The sequence below is a fragment of the Microbacterium proteolyticum genome (genome assembly GCF_030818075.1).
Lineage (GTDB): Bacteria > Actinomycetota > Actinomycetes > Actinomycetales > Microbacteriaceae > Microbacterium > Microbacterium proteolyticum_A.
In genome coordinates this window covers 1,084,550-1,103,746 of record NZ_JAUSZZ010000001.1, presented here as the reverse complement: position 1 = coordinate 1,103,746, position 19,197 = coordinate 1,084,550, and the positions used below count along the sequence as shown (strand labels likewise).

At 69.9% G+C, this 19,197-nt stretch carries 14 protein-coding genes and 1 pseudogene; 5 read left to right on the top strand and 10 right to left on the bottom strand.

Going from position 1 to position 19,197, the window contains the following annotated elements; genetic code table 11:
• Window positions 1–17: 17 nt before the first annotated feature.
• Entirely contained in the window at window positions 18–398 is a 381-nt protein-coding gene (locus QE392_RS05045; RefSeq protein WP_307448851.1) for a VOC family protein, read from the bottom strand.
• Between the two features lie 14 nt (window positions 399–412).
• Complete coding sequence (locus QE392_RS05040; protein ID WP_307448848.1) at window positions 413–736, bottom strand: hypothetical protein; 324 nt, start codon at window positions 734–736, stop codon at window positions 413–415.
• 92 nt (window positions 737–828) lie between these two features.
• On the opposite strand from QE392_RS05040, the gene QE392_RS05035 reads away from it, so the two are divergent.
• Window positions 829–1,320, top strand: coding sequence for a hypothetical protein (locus QE392_RS05035; protein ID WP_307448845.1), 492 nt, complete (start codon window positions 829–831; stop codon window positions 1,318–1,320).
• Between the two features lie 711 nt (window positions 1,321–2,031).
• On the opposite strand, the gene QE392_RS05030 is transcribed toward QE392_RS05035, so the two are convergent.
• Window positions 2,032–3,816, bottom strand: coding sequence for a glycoside hydrolase family 15 protein (locus tag QE392_RS05030; RefSeq protein WP_307448842.1), 1,785 nt, complete (start codon window positions 3,814–3,816; stop codon window positions 2,032–2,034).
• A gap of 111 nt (window positions 3,817–3,927) precedes the next feature.
• Between QE392_RS05030 and QE392_RS05025 the strand changes: the two genes are divergently transcribed.
• Entirely contained in the window at window positions 3,928–5,289 is a 1,362-nt protein-coding gene (locus QE392_RS05025; protein ID WP_307448839.1) for a glucose-6-phosphate dehydrogenase, read from the top strand.
• A 141-nt stretch (window positions 5,290–5,430) separates the two neighbouring features.
• Window positions 5,431–6,015 carry a nitroreductase family protein gene (locus tag QE392_RS05020; protein ID WP_307448836.1) on the top strand — a complete coding sequence of 195 codons (585 nt, stop codon included), beginning with the start codon at window positions 5,431–5,433 and terminating at the stop codon, window positions 6,013–6,015.
• Window positions 6,016–6,447: 432 nt separating this feature from the next.
• Here the strand turns inward: QE392_RS05020 and QE392_RS05015 are convergent.
• Window positions 6,448–8,645 (bottom strand): annotated as a pseudogene (locus tag QE392_RS05015) (ATP-dependent Clp protease ATP-binding subunit).
• An 893-nt stretch (window positions 8,646–9,538) separates the two neighbouring features.
• Entirely contained in the window at window positions 9,539–10,549 is a 1,011-nt protein-coding gene (locus QE392_RS05010; RefSeq protein ID WP_307448833.1) for a GlxA family transcriptional regulator, read from the bottom strand.
• Window positions 10,550–10,636: 87 nt separating this feature from the next.
• On the opposite strand from QE392_RS05010, the gene QE392_RS05005 reads away from it, so the two are divergent.
• Window positions 10,637–10,894, top strand: coding sequence for a hypothetical protein (locus QE392_RS05005; protein ID WP_307448832.1), 258 nt, complete (start codon window positions 10,637–10,639; stop codon window positions 10,892–10,894).
• A gap of 24 nt (window positions 10,895–10,918) precedes the next feature.
• Here QE392_RS05005 and QE392_RS05000 read toward each other — a convergent pair whose 3' ends face one another.
• The 4 genes from QE392_RS05000 to QE392_RS04985 form a co-directional block, all read right to left on the bottom strand.
• Complete coding sequence (locus QE392_RS05000; RefSeq protein WP_307448829.1) at window positions 10,919–12,256, bottom strand: glycosyltransferase; 1,338 nt, start codon at window positions 12,254–12,256, stop codon at window positions 10,919–10,921.
• Between the two features lie 4 nt (window positions 12,257–12,260).
• On the bottom strand, window positions 12,261–13,499 hold the full coding sequence (locus QE392_RS04995) for a glycosyltransferase (RefSeq protein ID WP_307448826.1): 1,239 nt from the start codon (window positions 13,497–13,499) through the stop codon (window positions 12,261–12,263).
• Window positions 13,500–13,893: 394 nt separating this feature from the next.
• Window positions 13,894–16,065, bottom strand: coding sequence for an ABC transporter ATP-binding protein (locus QE392_RS04990; RefSeq protein ID WP_307448823.1), 2,172 nt, complete (start codon window positions 16,063–16,065; stop codon window positions 13,894–13,896).
• Window positions 16,062–17,789, bottom strand: a complete 1,728-nt coding sequence (locus QE392_RS04985; protein WP_307448819.1) for an ABC transporter ATP-binding protein — start codon at window positions 17,787–17,789, stop codon at window positions 16,062–16,064. The genes QE392_RS04990 and QE392_RS04985 overlap by 4 nt, the downstream gene beginning before the upstream one ends.
• A 169-nt stretch (window positions 17,790–17,958) precedes the next feature.
• Between QE392_RS04985 and QE392_RS04980 the strand changes: the two genes are divergently transcribed.
• Window positions 17,959–18,552: a hypothetical protein gene (locus QE392_RS04980; protein ID WP_307448816.1), complete on the top strand. Its 594-nt coding sequence runs from the start codon at window positions 17,959–17,961 to the stop codon at window positions 18,550–18,552.
• A gap of 171 nt (window positions 18,553–18,723) precedes the next feature.
• Here the strand turns inward: QE392_RS04980 and QE392_RS04975 are convergent, their stop codons facing one another.
• Window positions 18,724–19,161 (bottom strand): heat shock protein transcriptional repressor HspR, encoded by a 438-nt coding sequence (locus QE392_RS04975; protein WP_307448813.1) that lies wholly within the window; start codon window positions 19,159–19,161, stop codon window positions 18,724–18,726.
• Between the last annotated feature and the right edge of the window lie 36 nt (window positions 19,162–19,197).

Genomic DNA, 19,197 nt, shown 5'->3' with positions numbered 1-19,197 from the left:
ATCCATCCCCCTCCCCGTCACTCCTCGATGACGGCGAGCACGTTTCCCGCGGGATCGCGGAACCAGGCGATGAGCGGACCACCCTCGCGCATGATGCCCCGCGAGTCGGTCGGGAAGTCCGCGTCGTCGTAGATCTTGGTGTCGACACCCCGGGAGCGCAGGTCGTCGACGGCCGCCTCGATGTCGGCGACGGGGAAGTTCAGCACCGTGAACGAGGCGGGCTCGTGATGGGGCTTGCCGTAGATCAGCACGCGGCCGCCCGAACCCAGGTGCAGGGTGAGGAAGCCCGAGCCCTCGAGAACCTCGACCGTGAGTCCGAGGGTGTCGGCGTAGAAGCGGTGGGCGGCGTCGACGTCGTCGACCGCCAGACCCGAGTACGCGCCGTCGGCATGGAACATGGTTCTCTCCTTCGTCATCGCGCCACGGAGGCCGTGACGCTCTCGGACAAGCGGATCGGGATGCCGTCGACCTCGGAACCGTCGGGGTCGCCGATCACGACGGCGAGGCCGTCGACGATGTCGAACACCGCCGTCGGCTGCTCCGCGCTCGCGCACCCGGAGGCGGAGCCGTCGGGCGTCCGCCGCCCGACGGAAACGGCGCCGGCACCGGACCCGGCTACGGGCCGGGCGCGGTCTTCGAGCTCTGCGAGCCGCACGATCATGGCGGGCGTCGCGCGCGCACCCGCGACGCCGTAGACGCGCTCGCGGAGGCGGCGCAGCTCGACGTCGTCGTCCATGCGACGACTCTAGAACCGCGCGACGGGGCCGGGGCCGGTACCGTGGCATCCGACGACGGCGCGCAGCGACCCTCGGCGGTGCCGTCCTGTCGATGGGCTCGAACAACCTCTCCGGCAGACGCGCGACATGGTGCGACAAGAACGGAGAATTCGACGGCGCGCAGCTGGCGGACGACGCAGCGTTCGTACGAGGTCTTGGGGAATGGTCGATTCGCGCGGTGTTCCGCGGAGCGGGTCTCGCTATCACCGGGGTACGCACACTGCAGAAGGCCATGGCCGGCGATGCAGGGGGCGCCGTACTCGTAGTGCGGGACCTTGCCGCCGCGGGAGCCGGCCGACTCGTATCGCGTACGATCGCTCGAGCACACGCCATAGAACGTGAGGACCTGAAGTTTGAAAACCTTCCCGGCAAGATGAAAGCTGAGAAAAGGGCCGCGCGGGCAAGCTTCAGAGCCAGTCACCGGGCCACGTGGGGTCAAGGGATTGGTCTCGTGAAACACGTGCATATTGTGTCGACGGCGTATGCATTCACTCAAACGGCGCGCTACGTGACCGAGCGATTCAAACAGAAACCTGCACGCTGATGAGAACTCGACTCTGCCGCTTCCTTTCGAGTAGCATAGGCCTTGCAACGCTGGCCTGCTTTCTCGTAATCGTATTCAGCGAAACCGAAATCTGGCAAAAGGTCGTCGTGCTCGTCGTCGTTTTTCCTGTGATCATCGTGGCTCATAAGCGGTATTACGGCTCAGTACAGCTGTGGGAGTGGGACTATTCGAAGAAGCGTAAGAAGAGAGACGACTCGGCTTGATACGAAACCGGCTCTGCCGCTTTTTCTCGAGTAGCGCTTTCCTCGTCGCGCTGGCCTGCGTTCTTGTCGTTATCTTCGCCGAGGCCGACCTTTGGTTCAAAGCCGTTATGCTCGTGTTCTTCCTTCCTGTGGTCGTCTTTGCTACGAGCCGATTCTTCGGCGTAGAGCAGCTGTGGGAGTGGGACTGTTCGAAGAAGCGTAAGAAGCGCGACGACTCGGCGTGAACGCTCTTGATGAACCGTCTGGCATCGTCGGAGGCGTTTGACCGGCTGATGGCCTAGCGACATTGTGTTGTGCGGCGGCGCCGCACCGCTGCGCCGCCTTGCGCGCGAGGTTCTCCTGGCTCCGCGGCATGCCCTGTACCCGCTCGGGTCCCATCGGATGCAGTTCGAACACGTTTCCAGCTCACGGACGGTCTTTGTCGCCCGGTAGACGTCGTTGTGCGTGGTGGCCTTTGTGCCGTCCTCGCGCACCAACCAAATGCGCCTCAGCCGTCGACGGGCCCGGGGGCCGTGGCATCCAGAGCATCGGCGGCGCCCACCAGAGCGAGGTGCGACAACGCCTGGGGGGTGTTGCCCGCCTGACGTCCGGTGGTCGGGTCGTACTCCTCCGACAGCAGCCCGAGGTCGTTGGCGACCGCCGTCAGCTTCTTCATCAGAGCCGCCGCCTCGTCGCGGCGGCCGCTGCGGGCGTACTGCCCGACGAGCCAGAACGAGCACGCGAGGAACGGGTGCTCGTCGCCCGTCAGTCCGTCGACCCCGGTGGTGCGGTAACGCAGCAGCCAGCCGTCGGGCATGAGCGTCTCTTCCATGCGGGCGACGGTGGCCAGCATCCGGGGGTCGTCGTACGCGCAGAAACCCACCTGCGGCAGCACGAGCAGCGATGCATCGACCTCGTCGGTGTCGAAGTGCTGCGTGAACCAGCCGCCCGCGTGCACACCGCGCGCGTCGATGTCGGCGCGCACGTGATCGCGCAGGGCTCGCCAGGTGTCGACGTCGCCCTCGTGCCCGTCCCGCTCGACGGCCCGGATGCCGCGGTCGAACGCCGCCCACACCATTGCGCGCGAGTGGGTGAAGAAGTGCGGGTCGCCGCGCATCTCCCAGATGCCGAGGTCGGGCTTGTCGACCTCCCTCGCCAACTGGTCGAGCAGCGCCCGCTGCAACGACCACGAGAACGTCGTCTCGTCGACGCCGGCGTCGCGCGCTGCCTCGAGCGCCACCATCACCTCGCCGATCACGTCGGCCTGATACTGGTCGACGGCGCCGTTGCCGATGCGCACCGGCGCCGCTCCCCCGTAGCCCGGAAGGCCGGCGAGCTCGCGCTCGGGCAGGTCCCGCTCACCGGCGACGCCGTACATGATCTGCACGTCGGCCGGGTCTCCCGCGATCGCCCGCAGCAGCCAGGTGCGCCAGTGCTGCGCGGCATCCAGGTATCCGTGGTCGATGTACGCGCTCAGGGTGAGCGCGGCGTCGCGGAGCCAGACGTAGCGGTAGTCCCAGTTGCGCGAACCGCCGAAGGACTCGGGGAGCGACGTGGTCGCTGCCGCGACGATCCCCCCGGTCTCGGAGTGGGTGAGCGCGCGGAGCACCATGAGCGAGCGCGTGACGAGCGCCGCGTGCGTCCCGGCGGACTGCACGCGGTCGGCCCATGCGGACCACCACTCGCGCGTGCGTTCGAGCGCGGCCTCGACGTCGAACCCCGGCGGTGCGTCCCGCCACGAGGGACCCCACGCGAGCACCGAGTCGACGCTCGAACCGGCCGTCGTCGTCCACCGACCGCGGTGGGCGGTGTCGGCGGCGATCAGCCGGGGGCCTCGGATGGTGACAGCGTCGGGACCGGCGACGGCGAGGATGACGTGTTCTCCGTCGTGCCCGACCTGCCGCACCCACGGCACCGCGCGCGCGTAATCGAAGCGCAGGAGCACCTCGCTGACGAAGTCGACCTCTCCCGACACCCCGACCACCCGGCGGATGACCGCCTCGACGCCCTCGTCGACGGGCATCGCGTCATAGACCTCCGCGATACCGGTGGCGGTCTCCCAGCGCGTGACGAGCACGAAGGTGTCGCCGTCGTAGCGGCGGGTCGCCCGCGCCTCGGGGTCGGCCGGGCGCAGCGACCATGCCCCGTGCGACTCGTCGCCGAGGAGCGCGCCGAACATCGACCCGCTGTCGTACCGCGGCAGACAGAGCCAGTCGATGCGCCCCGCGGACGACACGAGCGCGGCGGAACGGCAGTTGCTGAGGAGCGCGTAGTCGGCGATCGGAGTCGTCACCCTCGGATTGTGGCAGAGGGCACCGACATCGAAGCTCCGCGTTTCTTAGGGGCATCCTTCGGTCATCCGCAAGGGTGAGGCGACGTCGGAGGGGGGCGATACGGTGTCGGCATGGCCGCGGACACGACCCTCATCATCCTGGGCGCCTCGGGCGACCTCACCTCGCGACTGCTCCTCCCGGCTCTGGGCCAGCTGCTGACCCGTGAGCCCGGTCGCACCGTGCGCCTGCACGGCGCGGGCATGGAGGACTGGACCGACGAGCACTGGCGCGAGGTGGTGCAGAAGTCGTTCCAGACGACGGATGCCGAAGCCGCCTTCGCCGCGGTGTCGGAGACCACCTATTCGAAAGCCGACATCACGAAGCCGGCCGACCTGCAGAAGCTCCTCGACGACGCCGAGGGGCGGCCGGCGCTGTACTTCGCCGTTCCCCCGGCCGTCGCCGAGAAGTCCTGTCTGGCGCTCAGCGACGTCACCATCCCCGCCGGCACCGTCCTCGCCCTCGAGAAGCCGTTCGGCACCGACGAGGCCAGCGCCCACCGCCTCAACCAGCAGCTGGCGAAGCTCGTGCCCGAAGACCAGGTGTTCCGGATCGACCACTTCCTGGGGCGCTCCACCGTGCTGAACCTCCTCGGCGCGCGCTTCGCCAACCGCCTCCTCGAGAGCGTCTGGTCGGCCGACGACATCGCCTCGGTCGAGATCGACTATCCCGAACCGCTCGGCCTCGAGGGCCGGGCCGGCTATTACGACGGCGCCGGTGCTCTCGTCGACATGATCCAGAGCCACTTGCTGCAGGTGATGGCCTTCGTGACCATGGAGCCCCCGGCATCCCTCACCCAGCTCGATCTGCGCGACGCCACGTCGGCGGTGCTGCGCGCCACGCACGTGCGCGACGACGATCCGGTGCGCAATTCTCGCCGCGCCCGCTACACCGCGGGCGACGTCGGCGAGCGCCACTTCCCCTCGTACGTCGACGAACCCGGCGTCGACCCCTCGCGCGGCACCGAGACGCTCGCCGAGATGACGGTGGAGGTGCGCAACACGCGCTGGCAGGGTGTGCCGATCACGCTGCGTTCCGGCAAGGCGCTGAGCTCCGGCCACCGCGCGGTCACGGTGACGTTCCAGCCGGTGCGCCATCTCCCCGGTGGTTTCAGCGGCGAGAGCGAGCCGACCGAGTTGGTGTTCTCGCTCGGCCCCGACACGATGAGCCTCGGCCTGAACGTCAACGGCGCCGACGACCCCCTCGAACTCGAACGCGTGACCCTCGCCGCCGACCTTGGTGAGGGCTCGCTCAAGGCGTACGGCGAAGTGCTGTCCGGCATCCTGGACGGCGACGCCATGCTCGCCGTGCGCGGGGATGCCGCCGAGCAGTGCTGGCGGATCGTGCAGCCGGTCATCGACGCGTGGCGCAAGAACGAGGTGCCGCTCGACGAGTACCCGGCGGGAAGTGCCGGGCCGGCGTCCTGGAGCGCATGAGGCGGATGCCGCGGGCCCAACACTTCGGAGGCCCTGTCATCGGCGACGCATAAGGTCACACGGGAACATCCCGCCGACGATGCGCGTTCAGTGGTTCGGGTCAACGGCGCCCCGGCTCAGTTCTCGTTCTCAGGAGTACCCATGTCCCTCGTCCTCGACCGCACCGCCCGCACCGACGCCCCCATCCTCGACGTGCTCGCCGAGCGTTGGAGCACCCGCGTCTTCGACCCCGAGACCCCCATCGACGAGGAAGCGCTGCGTTCGGCCCTCGAGGCCGCCCGCTGGGCGCCGTCCGGCATGAACTACCAGCCGTGGCGCTTCATCGTCGCCCGCCGGGGATCGGAGGCATTCGGCCGCATCGTCTCCGCGCTGATGGGCTTCAACCAGGCGTGGGCCCCCAACGCCGGTGCCCTCGTGGTCGCGCTGGCCGAGACCGAGACCGCCGACGGCGAGGCTCGCACCTGGGCGCTGTACGACACCGGTCAGGCCGTCGGTCACTTCACCGTCCAGGCGCACGCCGGTGGTCTCGCGACGCACCAGATGGGCGGCTTCGTCGCCGATGACCTCCGCGCCGCCTTCGACGTCGACGCACGTTTCGTCCCCGTGACGGTCATCGCCGTCGGCGCCCTGGGCGACGTCGACGCCGCGGAGGAGGGCCTGCGTCAGCGCGAGCTCGCCCCCCGCGAGCGCCGCGCGGTCGCGGAGTCGCTGCTCGTCGACGAGTAAGCCGCATCTCCCCCTGCCCCGGCGGGCGCCCTCACCGGCTGCCTGCCGGGGCAGTCGTCTTTCTGCGGCGCGTTTCGCCGGGGCCGGTTCGTGCCCGGAGCCGCGCGACGTCGAAGCGGCGGCCCCAGCGTCACGCATAAACACGATCGGTGCGCGGAAACACGCGCACACCGTGTTTCCGCGCACCGATCGTGTTTATGCGACCGGGCACCGCGGATCGCAGCGTCGACGGCGGTCACGCCGCGGTGTTCGCCCGAAGGGGCCGCTCATGCGGGACATCGCAGCTCCACCCCGGAGCGCTGGCACCGACCCCGCGCAAACCGAGAGCGCTGGCGCCGAAACCCGCGCGCACAGAGAGCGCTGGCGCCGAAACCGCGCACACAGAAAGGGGGATGCCACGCCCACCGCTCGGCATCCCCCTCTCGACCGGGCTTACTCGACGATCTCCGCCTCGATCACGTCGTCGTCCGGCTCTGCCGCCGCCGGGCCCGTGCTCACGAGCATGAGCGAGTCGCCGTCGCTGGCCACGTCCACCCGCACGACGTCGCCGTCGCGCACCGTTCCGGCGAGGATCGCCATGGCGAGGCGGTCCTGGATCTCCGACTGGATGAGTCGGCGCAGCGGTCGGGCGCCGTACACCGGGTCGTAGCCGCGCTCGGACAGCCACGAGCGGGCGTCGGGGGTGACCGCGAGCGTCAGCCGGCGCTCGCGCAGCCGCGCTTGTGCAGGGCGTCGACCGCGAGCTCGACGATTTGAGCGAGGTCGTCCTGGCTGAGGGCCTGGAAAATCACGATGTCATCGAGACGGTTCACGAACTCCGGCTTGAAGGCCTGGCGCACGAGGGCCTGCACCTGCTCGCGTTTGGCATCCATCGACAGCGTCGGGTCGATGAGGATCGGCGATCCGAGGTTCGAGGTCAGGATCAGGATGACGTTCGTGAAGTCGACCGTGCGGCCCTGGCCGTCGGTCAGTCGCCCGTCGTCCATGACCTGCAGCAGCACATCGAACACCTCGGGGTGCGCCTTCTCGACCTCGTCGAGCAGGACGACGCTGTACGGGCGCCGGCGCACGGCCTCGGTGAGCTGGCCACCGGCCTCGTAGCCGATGTAGCCCGGAGGGGCACCGACCAGCCGCGAGACCGAGTGCTTCTCGCCGTACTCCGACATGTCGATGCGCACCATGGCGTGCTCGTCGTCGAAGAGGAAGTCCGCGAGCGACTTCGCCAGCTCGGTCTTGCCGACACCCGTGGGGCCGAGGAAGAGGAAGGAGCCGACCGGGCGGTTCGGGTCGCTGATGCCCGCGCGCGAGCGGCGGACGGCATCCGACACCGCTTTCACGGCATCCTTCTGTCCGATCAGCCGCTTGCCGAGCTCGCGCTCGAGGTGCAGCAGCTTCTCGGTCTCGCCCTGCAGCAAGCGTCCGACCGGGATGCCGGTCCAGGCGGCGATGACCGCGGCGATGTCCTCATCGGTCACCTGGTCGTTGACCATGCGGTCCCCGGCCGGCTCTTCGCGCTCGGCCGTCATGAGTTCGCGTTCGAGCGCCGGGATTTCGGCATAGAGCAGCCGCGAGGCGCGCTCGAGGTTGCCCTCGCGCTGGGCCCGCTCGGCATCCACGCGAGCGGCATCGAGCCGGGTCTTCAGGTCACCGACGCGGTTGAGCGACGCGCGCTCCCGCTCCCACCGGGCCTGCAGTTCGTCGAGCTTGGCCTGTTCGGCCGCGAGGGTCTCGCGGAGCGCGGCGAGGCGCTCCTTCGACGCGTCGTCCTTCTCCTTCTTCAGCGCCAGCTCTTCGAGCTTGAGCCGGTCGACGTGCCGCCGCAGCTCGTCGATCTCGAGGGGCGCGGAGTCGATCTCCATGCGCAGGCGCGACGCGGCCTCGTCGATCAGGTCGATGGCCTTGTCGGGCAGCTGACGCGCGGGGATGTACCGGTTGGACAGGGATGCCGCGGCCACCAGCGCCGCGTCGGCGATGGCGACCTTGTGGTGCGCTTCGTACCGCTCCTTGAGGCCGCGGAGGATGGCGACGGTGTCTTCGACGGAAGGCTCACCGACGTAGACCTGCTGGAAGCGGCGCTCGAGCGCGGCATCCTTCTCGATGAACTCGCGGTACTCGTCGAGCGTGGTCGCGCCGATGAGGCGCAGCTCGCCGCGGGCGAGCATGGGCTTGAGCATGTTGGATGCCGCGACCGAGCCCTCGCCGCCGCCCGCGCCCATCAGCACGTGGAGTTCGTCGATGAACGTGATGACGCGTCCGTCGGACTCGGTGATCTCCTTCAGAACGCTCTTGAGGCGCTCCTCGAACTGGCCGCGGTACATGGCACCGGCGACGAGCGCCGAGATGTCGAGCGACACGAGCTCTTTGTTCTTGAGGCTCTCGGCGACATCGCCCGCGACGATGCGCTGGGCGAGGCCCTCGACGACGGCGGTCTTGCCGACGCCGGGCTCGCCGATGAGCACGGGGTTGTTCTTGGTGCGGCGGGTGAGCACCTGGCTGACGCGGCGGATCTCTCCGTCACGCCCGATCACGGGGTCGAGCTTGCCCTGACGGGCCCGGTCGGTGAGGTTGATGCCGAACTGCTCGAGGGCGCTCCGCGCGTCCTCCTGTCCCGGCTGTTGTGTGGCGTTCATGCGTTCTCCTGGAAGTCTCTTCGCTTTGTGCTCAAAACTTGAGCGGCGTTGACTCAAGTTTACCTCGGCGCGGCAGGGAAGGCAATGGATGCCGGGGGCTCGACGCCACCGCGGAGGAGCTGTGCCGCGGCGGCTGGCGTTGGGCGCGCGAGGCGGGGCGAAGCCGCGGTGCGAAGCTGGGGCGGTACGAAGCCGCGGTGCGAAGTTGCGGCGGGACACGGCGGCTGTACGCGGCGGCGGTACGCGGCGGCGGGACCCTGCGGCGCGACGCTGCGACCGGAACCCGCGGCGCGAAGCCGCGACGGGACGCTGCAGCGCGAAGCCGCAGCGGGACCGTGCAGCGCGAAGCGGCGGCGGGACGCCGCGGGCGCGGGCCGAGGCATTGCTGCAGCGCGAAGCTGCGGGCGCGGACCGAGGCGTTGCTGCGGCGCGGTGTTCCCGCCGGGTCGCCGCGTTCAGTGCGAGGCCGCAAGGGACGAGATCACGTGTTCTGGCTGAATCCACCCGCCCAACCCCGTGATCTCGGCCCGATCGCGTGCTCTCGGGGCCCCACCATGCCGGAGCATCAGGCCTCGTCGCGGACCCCATGCGCCGCCGCCGTGGCGGCGACGGCTGCCCGAACGCCGAAATCACACGTTCTGGCCGAGTTCACACCTCCCGCCGTGTCGCCTCGACCCGATCACGTGATCTCGGCGCGCCGCCGAGTCATCGCACCGCCTCCGCAGCGCAGCGCACCGCCGACTCCGCGCACCACCGACGCAGCGGACCGGCCGGGCCGGCGCAGCAGACCGGCGGGCCGACGCAGCGCGCCGGCCCGGGCCGCGCGGGCGGGGCCAGCGTCCGGGTCAAGCGGGCGCCGCCGCGGTCACCGCCGGCCGCGGCCGAAGTCCCCGTCAGGCGGGCACCGGCTCGACCGCGGTGACGACGGGAGCGACGGATGCCACCTCCGCCGGCCCCGTGCACGAGAACCGGGCGCGGTACGCCGTCGGGGTCAGGCCCATCACGCGGGCGAAGTTCTGCCGCAGCACCGCCGCGGATCCGAAGCCGCACTCCGACGCGATGCGGTCGAGGCCGAGATCCGTCTCCTCAAGAAGGCGCTGGGCGTGCAGCAGCCGCTGTCGCGCGAGCCAGGCTGCGGGCGTGGCCCCGAGGTCGGCCTTGAAACGGCGGGCGAAGGTGCGCGGCGACATGTGGGCGCGCGCCGCGAGCCGCTCGACCGAGAGCTCGGCATCCAGGTTCTGCAGCATCCATTCGGTGACCGGAGCGAGCGAGAGCGAGGAGTCGATCGGGATGGGCGAGGCGATGAATTGCGCCTGCCCCCCATCGCGCTGCGGGGCCACGACCATGCGGCGGGCGATGCGGTTGGTGAGTTCGGAACCGAGCTCCTGACGCAACAGGTGAAGGCAGGCGTCGAGACCCGCCGCCGTGCCCGCGCTCGTGATGATGTTGCCCGACTGCACATAGAGCACGTCGGGATCGACCTCGATCTCGGGATACATCCGCGCCATGACGTCGGCGTAGCGCCAGTGCGTGGTGCCCCGCTTGCCGTTGAGGACTCCGGATGCCGCGATCACGAACGACCCACTGCACACGCTGAGCAGCCAGGCACCACGCGCGTGCGCCGCGCGGACGAGGTCGGTCACACGCGGGTCGACGGATCCCCACGACGAGCGGGGAATGGGTGCGAGCACCAGGATGTCGACATCGGCCGCCGCGTCCAGACCGTGCTCGACGTTGACCGAGAAGCCGATGTTCGAGGGGACGACGCCGGGGTCGGGCGCGACGATACGGAAGTCGAAGTTCGGGATGCCGTCGTCGCTGCGATCGAGGCCGAACGCCTCGCACGCGAGACCGAACTCGAACGGGGCGAACCCCGGCTGGATGACGACGGCGACCGAGCGCATGCGGACCTCCGGTGTGGCAGGAATCTGTTGACTGGTGTCCATCATGCCACTCGCGGGCACCATTCCTCTACCCGTAGTTTTCCTGCCATGGCTTACTTCATCGCTCTTGGCATCCTGTCCCTCGCCGGCATCGTCGGGACGGTGTGGCTCATCCGCACCGACGGGTACAGTCGGATCCCCACCGATCCGGCCCGAGTGGCCTCCGTCGAGGACCGGTCGGCACCGTCGCGCGCAGCAACCGTCGGCGCAGCGCCCGCCGCGGAGGCAGCGCGCCCGACGCTGAACCTGGGCGCACCGTCGGCGGCTCCGATGACGGCGCCGCTGCGGATCGTCACCGCCGACTGAACCGCTGCCGCCGCCGGCGCGCCCTCAGCGTCCGGCGGCGGCGACGCGTTCGTAGACCTCGATCATCGCGGCCGTTCGCGACGACTGCCGGAAACGCTCGGCGATGGTCGGGTCGGGTGCGACGGCCGCGCCGGCGGTGATGTCGGATGCCGCGCGACGCAGCGTCTCTGCGAGCGCGGGCACCGTGGCATCCGCCACCGCCCAGATCCCCGAGCCCAGCTCGGCGGCGATATCGGGATCGCTGACGACGGCGGGGGTGCCGAGCGAGGCGGCCTCGAACACCGTCATGCCCTGCGTCTCGAAGCCGATGGAGGTCTGCACCACGGCGTCGGCGTCGGCGATCCGACGAAGGGTCTCGGCGTAGGGCAGCCGACCGGCGAAGGTCACGGATGCCGCGGACGCGTGGCGCTCGACGAATCGCTGAGCTGCCCGGAGCTGGCCGCCCCCGCCGATGATCTCGACCTCGGCCGCGATACCCGACTCCGCCACGGCCCCCAAGAACGGCATCAGTCGCTTCTCGGGGCTCATGCGTCCGAGCCACACGAAGCGCGGCGGTCCGGGTCTGCGCGCGGACCGCCCCGCGGCGAGGACGCCATCGAGCACGTCGTCGTCGATGCCGTTCCAGATCACGTCGACGGCGGGCGAGACTCCGTGCTGCTCGAGGCGGCGCGCGAAGTGAGACGAGGGCGCCGTGACGGCGCGGGAGAGGGCCGCGAGGCGTCGCAAGTAGGCCCAGCCGTCCGACCTGCTGCGGCCGGGGGGTGCGGCGGGCACGTGGCCGGCTCGGGCTCTCGCAGAAGCGCGCGATGCTCGCAGTGCGATGGAGGATTCCTGCGAGGAAGATGCGCCAGTGCGAGCATCGTGCGTCGCCCCCGCGGCATCCCGAGACCCGCCCCGCGACCGCGCGGCGTCGCGCAACGCGCGTCGGGCCCACGCGTTGAGCACGCGGAGCACCAGACCGGGAAACGGCGCCGTCGCCTGGATGCCGACATCGACCCGGTTGTGCATCGTGTGAACGACGGGCAGGCCGTGCCGAGCCGCGTACCGGTGCCCGACGAAGGCGCCCCAGAAGTCACCCTGCACGTGCACGACGTCAGCGGGCAGGCGCGTGGCCATCTCGGCATCCACGAACCGGTCGGTGCGGGCACCGGGCCAGGAGAGGGCGTACTCGCGATCGGGGGTGATGGCGAGCGAGGGGAGGTCGAGGTAGGCGGGGTCTTCAGGTGCGTCGCGGTGCAGCCGGGGCGCGACCACCGTGACCACGTGCCCCGCCCGTTCGAGGAACCGCTTCTGAAGTCGCATCGACACCTGCGCGCCGCCGAGCGACTCGAGGTGCTGATCGGCGAACATCACCACGTGCACGTGATCACTCCGGCAGAGGCCGACCCCGATACAGGGCTTCGAACGTGTTCAGGGTACGGGTGATGTCGTGTACGGCGACGGCGTCGAGCGAGGCCTGCTGCATGCGTCGACGCTCGTCGGGGGCGGCGGTCAACACGTCGGTCAGACGCGCGGCGAGCTCCTCGTCGTTGCCGGGCTCGAAGAGATAGCCGTTCTCGCCGTCGTGGACGAGATGCGGCAGCGCCACGGCGTTCGCGGCGACGATCGGGAGGCCGGATGCCATCGCCTCCATCGTCGCGATGGACTGCAGCTCGGCGATCGAGGCGATCGCGAAGACACTGGCACGGGAGTACAGGTCGCGCAGGTCGTCGTCGGTCGCGTGGCCGTGGAACGTGACGCGGTCGGCGACGCCGAGCTGCCCGGCCAGCGCCTCGAGCTTCGCGCGCTGGTCGCCGCCGCCCACGATGTCGAAGCGGGCGTCGAGGGCCGGGTCGAGCTGCGCGAGGGCCTTCAGCACGACGTCGATGTGCTTCTCGGTCGTGAGGCGCCCGACGAACAGGATGCGGTTCGCGTCGCGCGGGGTGAGGTCGGGGCGGTAGTTCGAGCGGTCGATTCCGCACGAGATGGGCACGACCCCGCTGATGTCGATCGTGGACTCGAGGAAATCGGCGGCGCGCCGGGTGGGCGTGGTGACGGCCCGCACCATCTTGAACGTGCGCTCTGCGTCGGCCCACGCGAGCTTCACGAAGATGCGGTCGAGAAAATCAGGGAGGGTCGTGAAGTCGAGGATGTTCTCGGCCATGACGTGGTTGGTCGCGACGACGGGGATGCCGCGCTTGCGGGCTTCGCGCGCGAGACCGCGGCCGATGATGATGTGGGACTGGATATGCACGACATCGGGCTTGACCTCGTCGAGCAGCTTGCGGGCGTAATGCTTCGACCGCCACGGCAGCACGTAGGTGATCCAGTCGTGCGGCAGGAAGCGGAAGGCGGGCAGCCGGTGCATCATCATCGGCTGGCCCTCGATCGTCTCGAGGGCGGTGCCGGCGTTCTTGTGACCGATGCTGGGGGCGGCCACGTGCACGTCATGCCCGCGCGCGATGAGCCCGGCGGCGAGGCGCTCGGCGAAGCGCGCGGCGCCGTTGACGTGCGGAAGGAAGGTGTCGGCGCCGATGAGGATGCGCAGCGGCGTATCGGCGAGGGACGAGGCGGACGGCTCGGCGGCGGGCGCGGAATGGTCGGCGGGCGTCGCAGGAGTGGTCACGAGGGGTGAGGCCTATCTGAGCGGCGGGCGAGTCGCGCGGTGCTGTTCATGCGCGTCCTCACTGTACCCGAGCGGGTTCGGCGAGCCCGGGAGACATCCACAGGTGGGGCAGCCTCGGCTCCTCGAGGAGGGCCGACATGCCCCCCGGGAGGAGGCACGGCCACCCGCTCGCTGACCGCCGCACCGGCCCCGGCGCCCCGGCGCGGAGCAACGCGCCTCGGCCCCGCTCGCTCACCGCCGCACCTTTCCCGGCGCCCCGGCGCGAACCAACGCGCCTCGGCCCCGCTCGCTGCGCGACGCACCGGCCTCCGGCGCCCCGGCGCGGAGCAGCGCGCCTCGGTCCCGCTCGCTGAGCGCCGCACGGAACGACGGCGATACCCGCAGACGATGCGCCTCAGCCGCGATCGCTGATCGCCGCACCGGCCGGTGGCACCCCCTGCGCGGGACGCGGAGGTCCGTCGGTGCCGGCGGGTGCGGTGACCTCGGATGCTGCGGCCGCGAAGGCCGAGACAACCTCGGGGTCGTCGGCGGCCGCGTCCCTGGTTGGAGCCGAGCCAGGCGGCGAGTCGACGGCGTCGAGGTCGCTCGCCGCCTGCTCGAACTGCGCCCGGTAGAGACGGTAGTAAGCGCCCCCTGCGGCGATGAGCTCGTCGTGCGACCCCTTCTCGACGATGTCGCCGTGCTCCATCACGAGGATGAGGTCGGCGTCACGAATGGTCGACAGACGGTGCGCGATCACGAACGAGGTGCGCCCCTCGCGAAGCGCCGCCATCGCCTGCTGCAGCAGCAGCTCGGTGCGCGTGTCGACGGACGACGTCGCCTCGTCGAGGATGAGCACCGACGGGCGGGCGACGAACGCACGCGCGATGGTGATGAGCTGGCGCTCCCCGGCCGAGACGTTGGCGGCGTCTTCGTCGAGTACGGTGTCGTAGCCCTCGGGGAGAAAGTGCACGAATTGATCGACGCGCGTGGCCACGGCGGCCTCGACGATCTCGGCATCCGTCGCCGACTCGCGGCCGTATCGGATGTTGTCGCGGATCGTTCCCGCGAACAGCCAGGGGTCCTGCAGCACCATGCCGGTGCGTGAACGCACGTCGTCGCGCCGCAGGTCGGCGATGTTCTGACCGTCGAGCAGGATGCGTCCCCCGTCGAGCTCGTAGAACCGCATGATCAGGTTGACCAGCGTCGTCTTGCCGGCACCGGTGGGGCCGACGATCGCGACGGTCTGTCCGGGCTCGACGCGGAAGGACAGGTCGGTGATGAGCGGGCGCTCGGGCGTATAGGAGAAGCGGACGTTCTCGAACTCGATCACTCCGCGCCCGTCGACGTCGGTCGGAGCATCCGCGGCATCCGGGTCCTGCTCGTCGGCGTCGAGCAGCGCGAAGACGCGTTCGGCCGATGCGGTGCCCGACTGCACCACGGCCGCCATGCCGCCGAGCTGCGACAGGGGCTGGGTGAACTGCTGGGAGTACTGGATGAACGCCTGCACGTCGCCGAGCCGGAGCTGCCCGCCGGCCACCATGAGTCCGCCGAGCACGGCGATGCCGACGTAGGTGAGGTTCCCGACGAACATCATGCCGGGCATGATCATGCCGGAGAGGAACTGCGCCCGGAAGCTCGCCTGGAAGAGCTCTTCGTTCTCGACCTCGAACTTGTCGCGGCCGTCTTTCTCGCGGCCGTAGACCTTGACCAGGGCGTGGCCCGAGAAGGACTCCTCCACGCGCGCGTTGAGGCGGCCGACCTTCTTCCACTGCTCGCCGAAGGCCTTCTGCGACTTGGGCCCGATGACACCGAAGATCACAGCCATCAGCGGCAGCGAGACGAGGGCGACGAGGGCGAGCTGCCACGAGATGGTGAACATCATGATGAGCACGCCCACCACGGTGAGCACCGACGTCAGGGCGCTCGAGAGCGACTGCTGCATCGTCTGGGTGATGTTGTCGATGTCGTTGGTGACGCGGGAGATCAGCTCGCCGCGTTGCACCTTGTCGAAGTACGACAGCGGCAGGCGGTTGATCTTCGCCTCGACGTCCTCGCGCAGGCGCCACATCGTGCGGACCATGATCACGTTGATGACGTAGCCCTGGATCCACGACAGCAGGGACGACCCGACGTAGATCGCCAGGACCGCCACCACCACCAGGCGCAGGGCGTCGAAGTCGATGCCGGCGCCGACCGAGAAGTCGTTCATCGCGCCGACGATGTTGGCGATGTCGCCCTGGCCTGCCGCGCGGAGGGCCTCGACGACCTCGGTCTGCGATGTGCCGGCCGGGAACTGTTCGGCCAGCCCCTTCGAAACCACGCCCTCGAAGATGATGTTCGTCGCGTCTCCGAGCACCCGCGGGGCGAGGACCGCCAGCACGACGCCGACGGCCCCCAGGATCGACACGAAGGTGAAAGCGGCGGCGTAGGGGCGCAGAAGGCCGATCAGCCGTCGAAAGCTCGGACCGAAGTTCGAGGCCTTCCCGGGCGCGACGCTGTCCCAGTCGCCGGAGTTGAGTCGGGCCTGCTCGGCGAGCTCGAGTTCGGCGCGCTCCTCTTCGGTCAGGGCATCGGTGGTGCTCACGCTTCCACCCCCAGCTGCGACTCGACGATCTCCCGGTAGGTGCTGCTCGTCTGCAGGAGTTCTTCGTGCGTGCCGACGCCGGCCAGCCGACCCTCTTCGAGCACGACGATGCGGTCGGCGCCCGTGATGGTCGAGACGCGCTGCGCGACGACGATCTTGGTCACCTCGGGGAGCTCCTGCCACAGCGCCTGACGCAGCCTCGCGTCGGTGCTGAGGTCGAGCGCCGAGAACGAGTCATCGAACACCAGCACCGCCGGTCGGTGCACGATGGCCCGTGCGATAGCGAGACGCTGGCGTTGGCCGCCCGAGACGTTCGTGCCGCCCTGGGCGATTCGGGCGTCGAGCTGCCCGTCCATCGCCTCGACGAAGTCGCGCCCCTGCGCGATCTCGAGCGCTCGCCAGAGTTCGTCGTCGGTGGCGTCTTCGCGCCCGAAGCGGAGGTTGGATGCCACCGTGCCGCTGAACAGGAACGGTCGTTGCGGAACGAGGCCGATGCTCTTCCACAGCACGTCGAGGTCGGCCTCGCGCACGTCGACCCCGCCGACCCGCACCGCGCCCGCGGTCACGTCGAACAACCGAGGAAGGAGCGAGACGAGCGTGGTCTTGCCCGCGCCCGTCGAGCCGACGATGGCGACGGTCTCACCCGGCCGCGCCTGGAAGCTGATGCCCGACACCACGGGCGACTCGGCACCCGGATACGAGAAGGCGACGTCGTCGAACTCGACGGCCCCACGATCGGGGAAGACGCTGACGGGGTTCGACGGGCGCTCCAGGGTGGAGTGACTGTCGAGCACCTCGCCGATGCGCTCGGCCGAAACCGCCGCACGGGGGATCATGACGGTCATGAAGCTCGCCATGAGCACGCCCATGAGGATCTGCGCGACGTACTGCATGAAGGCGAAGAGGGTGCCGATCTGCACGCTCCCCGCATCGACCTGAATGCCGCCGAACCAGATGACGCCGACGACGGTGACGTTCAGCACCAGCATGGCGAGGGGGAACAGGAGCACGAAGAGCGAACCGACCTGGCGCCCCACGATCATGATGTCGGTGTTGGCCTCGCGGAAGCGTTCTTCTTCGATGCGCTCGCGCACGAATGCGCGCACGACGCGCACGCCGGTGAGCTGCTCGCGCATGACACGGTTCACGCCGTCGAGCTTGGACTGGTAGCTCCGGAAGAGCGGCACCATGCGAGCGATGATGAGGCCGGCCGCGACCAAGAGGGTGGGCACCGAGACGGCGATGAGCCAGCTGAGGCCCACGTCTTGCTGCAGTGCCATGACGATGCCGCCGATCGCCAAGAGAGGGGCGCTGACCAGCATGGTGGCGCCCATCATCGCCAGCATCTGCACCTGCTGCACGTCGTTGGTGTTGCGGGTGATGAGCGAGCCGGCGCCGAACTGGGACAGCTCACGCTCGGAGAAGCCGCTCACCTTGTCGAAGATGTCGCGGCGGATGTCGCGGCCCGCGGCCATCGCCGCACGCGCTGCGAAGTAGGTCGCGATGATGGATGCCGTGATCTGGCCGAGCGAGATGGCCAGCATGAGCGAACCCTGCGACCAGATGAAAGCGGTGTCGCCCCGTGCGACGCCCTGGTCGATGATGTCGGCGTTCAGCCGGGGCAGGTAGAGCGACGCCATCGCCGCCACGAACTGGAACGCCAGCAGAGCGACGAGCAACCACCGATACCGGGAGAGGTAACGGATGAGGATCTTGCCGAGCACGGCACCTCCGAACGGTCGTGATGCGGTCGGGGTGGCCGCGGAGTCCAGCCTTGCACCAACCTCCGACACCGGCGACCCCCTGCGCGCACACCCCCGATCGACGGCCGCCGCCGCCCCGCGTCGAGACTCCGGCATCCCTCTTCCCAGCGCCGGATCGTAGGCTGGACGCATGTCCCGACTGCAGGCCGACGCCCCCGCCGACCTCTGGGTGCCCGTCACCGGCTCCCTCGGATTCCGCGGCCGCCGGCACCGCAAGGCCGCGATCGGCATGCTGCTGAGCCAGGCGAACAACGCCGTGGGAGTCGCGCAACGGCCCGGAGGCGGTGCGTTCGCCTGGATCCTGAGCCAGGCCGCGCCGTTGCTGATGCGTCGCGCCGCCGGCCGTGTGCTCGTATGGGTGTGGAAGAGCGACCCCGAACTGCTCGTCGTCATGGCGCAGCTGCAAGAGGCGACTCCGCAGGCGCGCACCGCTCGGGCCATGATGCCGATGGAGTACGACGACACCGAGTCGTTCCCCAATCCCTTCCTCGGGGTCGGCGAGAAGCTGGCCATGCCGCTGCCGAGCGACCCGCGCACGCCGCCCTTCGCGACCTACACGTGGGACACCGGCTCGCACTTCGTCACGGTGACGGCCGTGTGCTCCGACCGTGAGCGCTTCGGCACCGTCGTGGGGGCGGTGGATGCCGTGGCACGCACGGTGCGCGTCGTCGACGATCTGAAGGTCGGCGAAGTGCCGACTGTTCTGCGGATCAAGCCGGCCTGAGCCGCGCCGGGAAGCGATCCCGTCGCACGGGCAGCGGTCGCGCTCGTCGAAGGCCCCGCCCCGTGGCATCCGCTCCCTTCGAGATGGCGAGCCGCGGGCCGACCCTGTCGGCGAGCAGCCCTCGGCCGCGAGGGCATCGCGTCGACGAGCACGGGACCCGGGAGGACGCCGTCAATCGCCGTGCGGATCGCGCGGACGCCACACCACGATGTCGGTCGCGCGGCGAACGCGGGCGCCGTGGCGGAGGGTCACCACCGAGCCGGTGGCACCGGCCGCGAACACCCGAGCGCCGGGGCGAGACTGGCGCTCGATCGTGAGCTGGCGCTCCAGGTCGCTCACGCGACGCGCGAGATCGTGCACCTGCTGCTCGAGGGTCAGCAACCGGGCGATGGCGGGCAGGCTCATGCCCTCGCCCGACAGCCGGGCGACCTCGCGCAGCTGCTGCACGTGGCGGCTGGAGTACCGGCGCGAACCGCCCTGCGTCCGGGCGGGTACGACGAGACCGAGCCGGTCGTACTGCCGCAGTGTCTGCGGGTGCATGTTCGACAACTCCGCCGCGGCGGCGATGGCGAAGATCGGTGCGTCCTCGTCGATCTCCCTCTCGGGCACGGTCTCTCCCTCCGTGGTGTCGGCGGCCGGGTGCCG

What these genes read in the sequence shown, in the direction of transcription:
- QE392_RS05020 (WP_307448836.1), top strand. Translation starts at nt 5,431, where the DNA reads ATGTCCCTCGTCCTCGACCGCACCGCCCGCACCGACGCCCCCATCCTC.
- QE392_RS05005 (WP_307448832.1), top strand. Translation starts at nt 10,637, where the DNA reads ATGGCTTACTTCATCGCTCTTGGCATCCTGTCCCTCGCCGGCATCGTC.
- QE392_RS05010 (WP_307448833.1), bottom strand. Translation starts at nt 10,549, where the DNA reads ATGCGCTCGGTCGCCGTCGTCATCCAGCCGGGGTTCGCCCCGTTCGAG.
- QE392_RS05045 (WP_307448851.1), bottom strand. Translation starts at nt 398, where the DNA reads ATGTTCCATGCCGACGGCGCGTACTCGGGTCTGGCGGTCGACGACGTC.
- QE392_RS05035 (WP_307448845.1), top strand. Translation starts at nt 829, where the DNA reads ATGGGCTCGAACAACCTCTCCGGCAGACGCGCGACATGGTGCGACAAG.
- QE392_RS05040 (WP_307448848.1), bottom strand. Translation starts at nt 736, where the DNA reads ATGGACGACGACGTCGAGCTGCGCCGCCTCCGCGAGCGCGTCTACGGC.
- QE392_RS05025 (WP_307448839.1), top strand. Translation starts at nt 3,928, where the DNA reads ATGGCCGCGGACACGACCCTCATCATCCTGGGCGCCTCGGGCGACCTC.
- QE392_RS04980 (WP_307448816.1), top strand. Translation starts at nt 17,959, where the DNA reads ATGTCCCGACTGCAGGCCGACGCCCCCGCCGACCTCTGGGTGCCCGTC.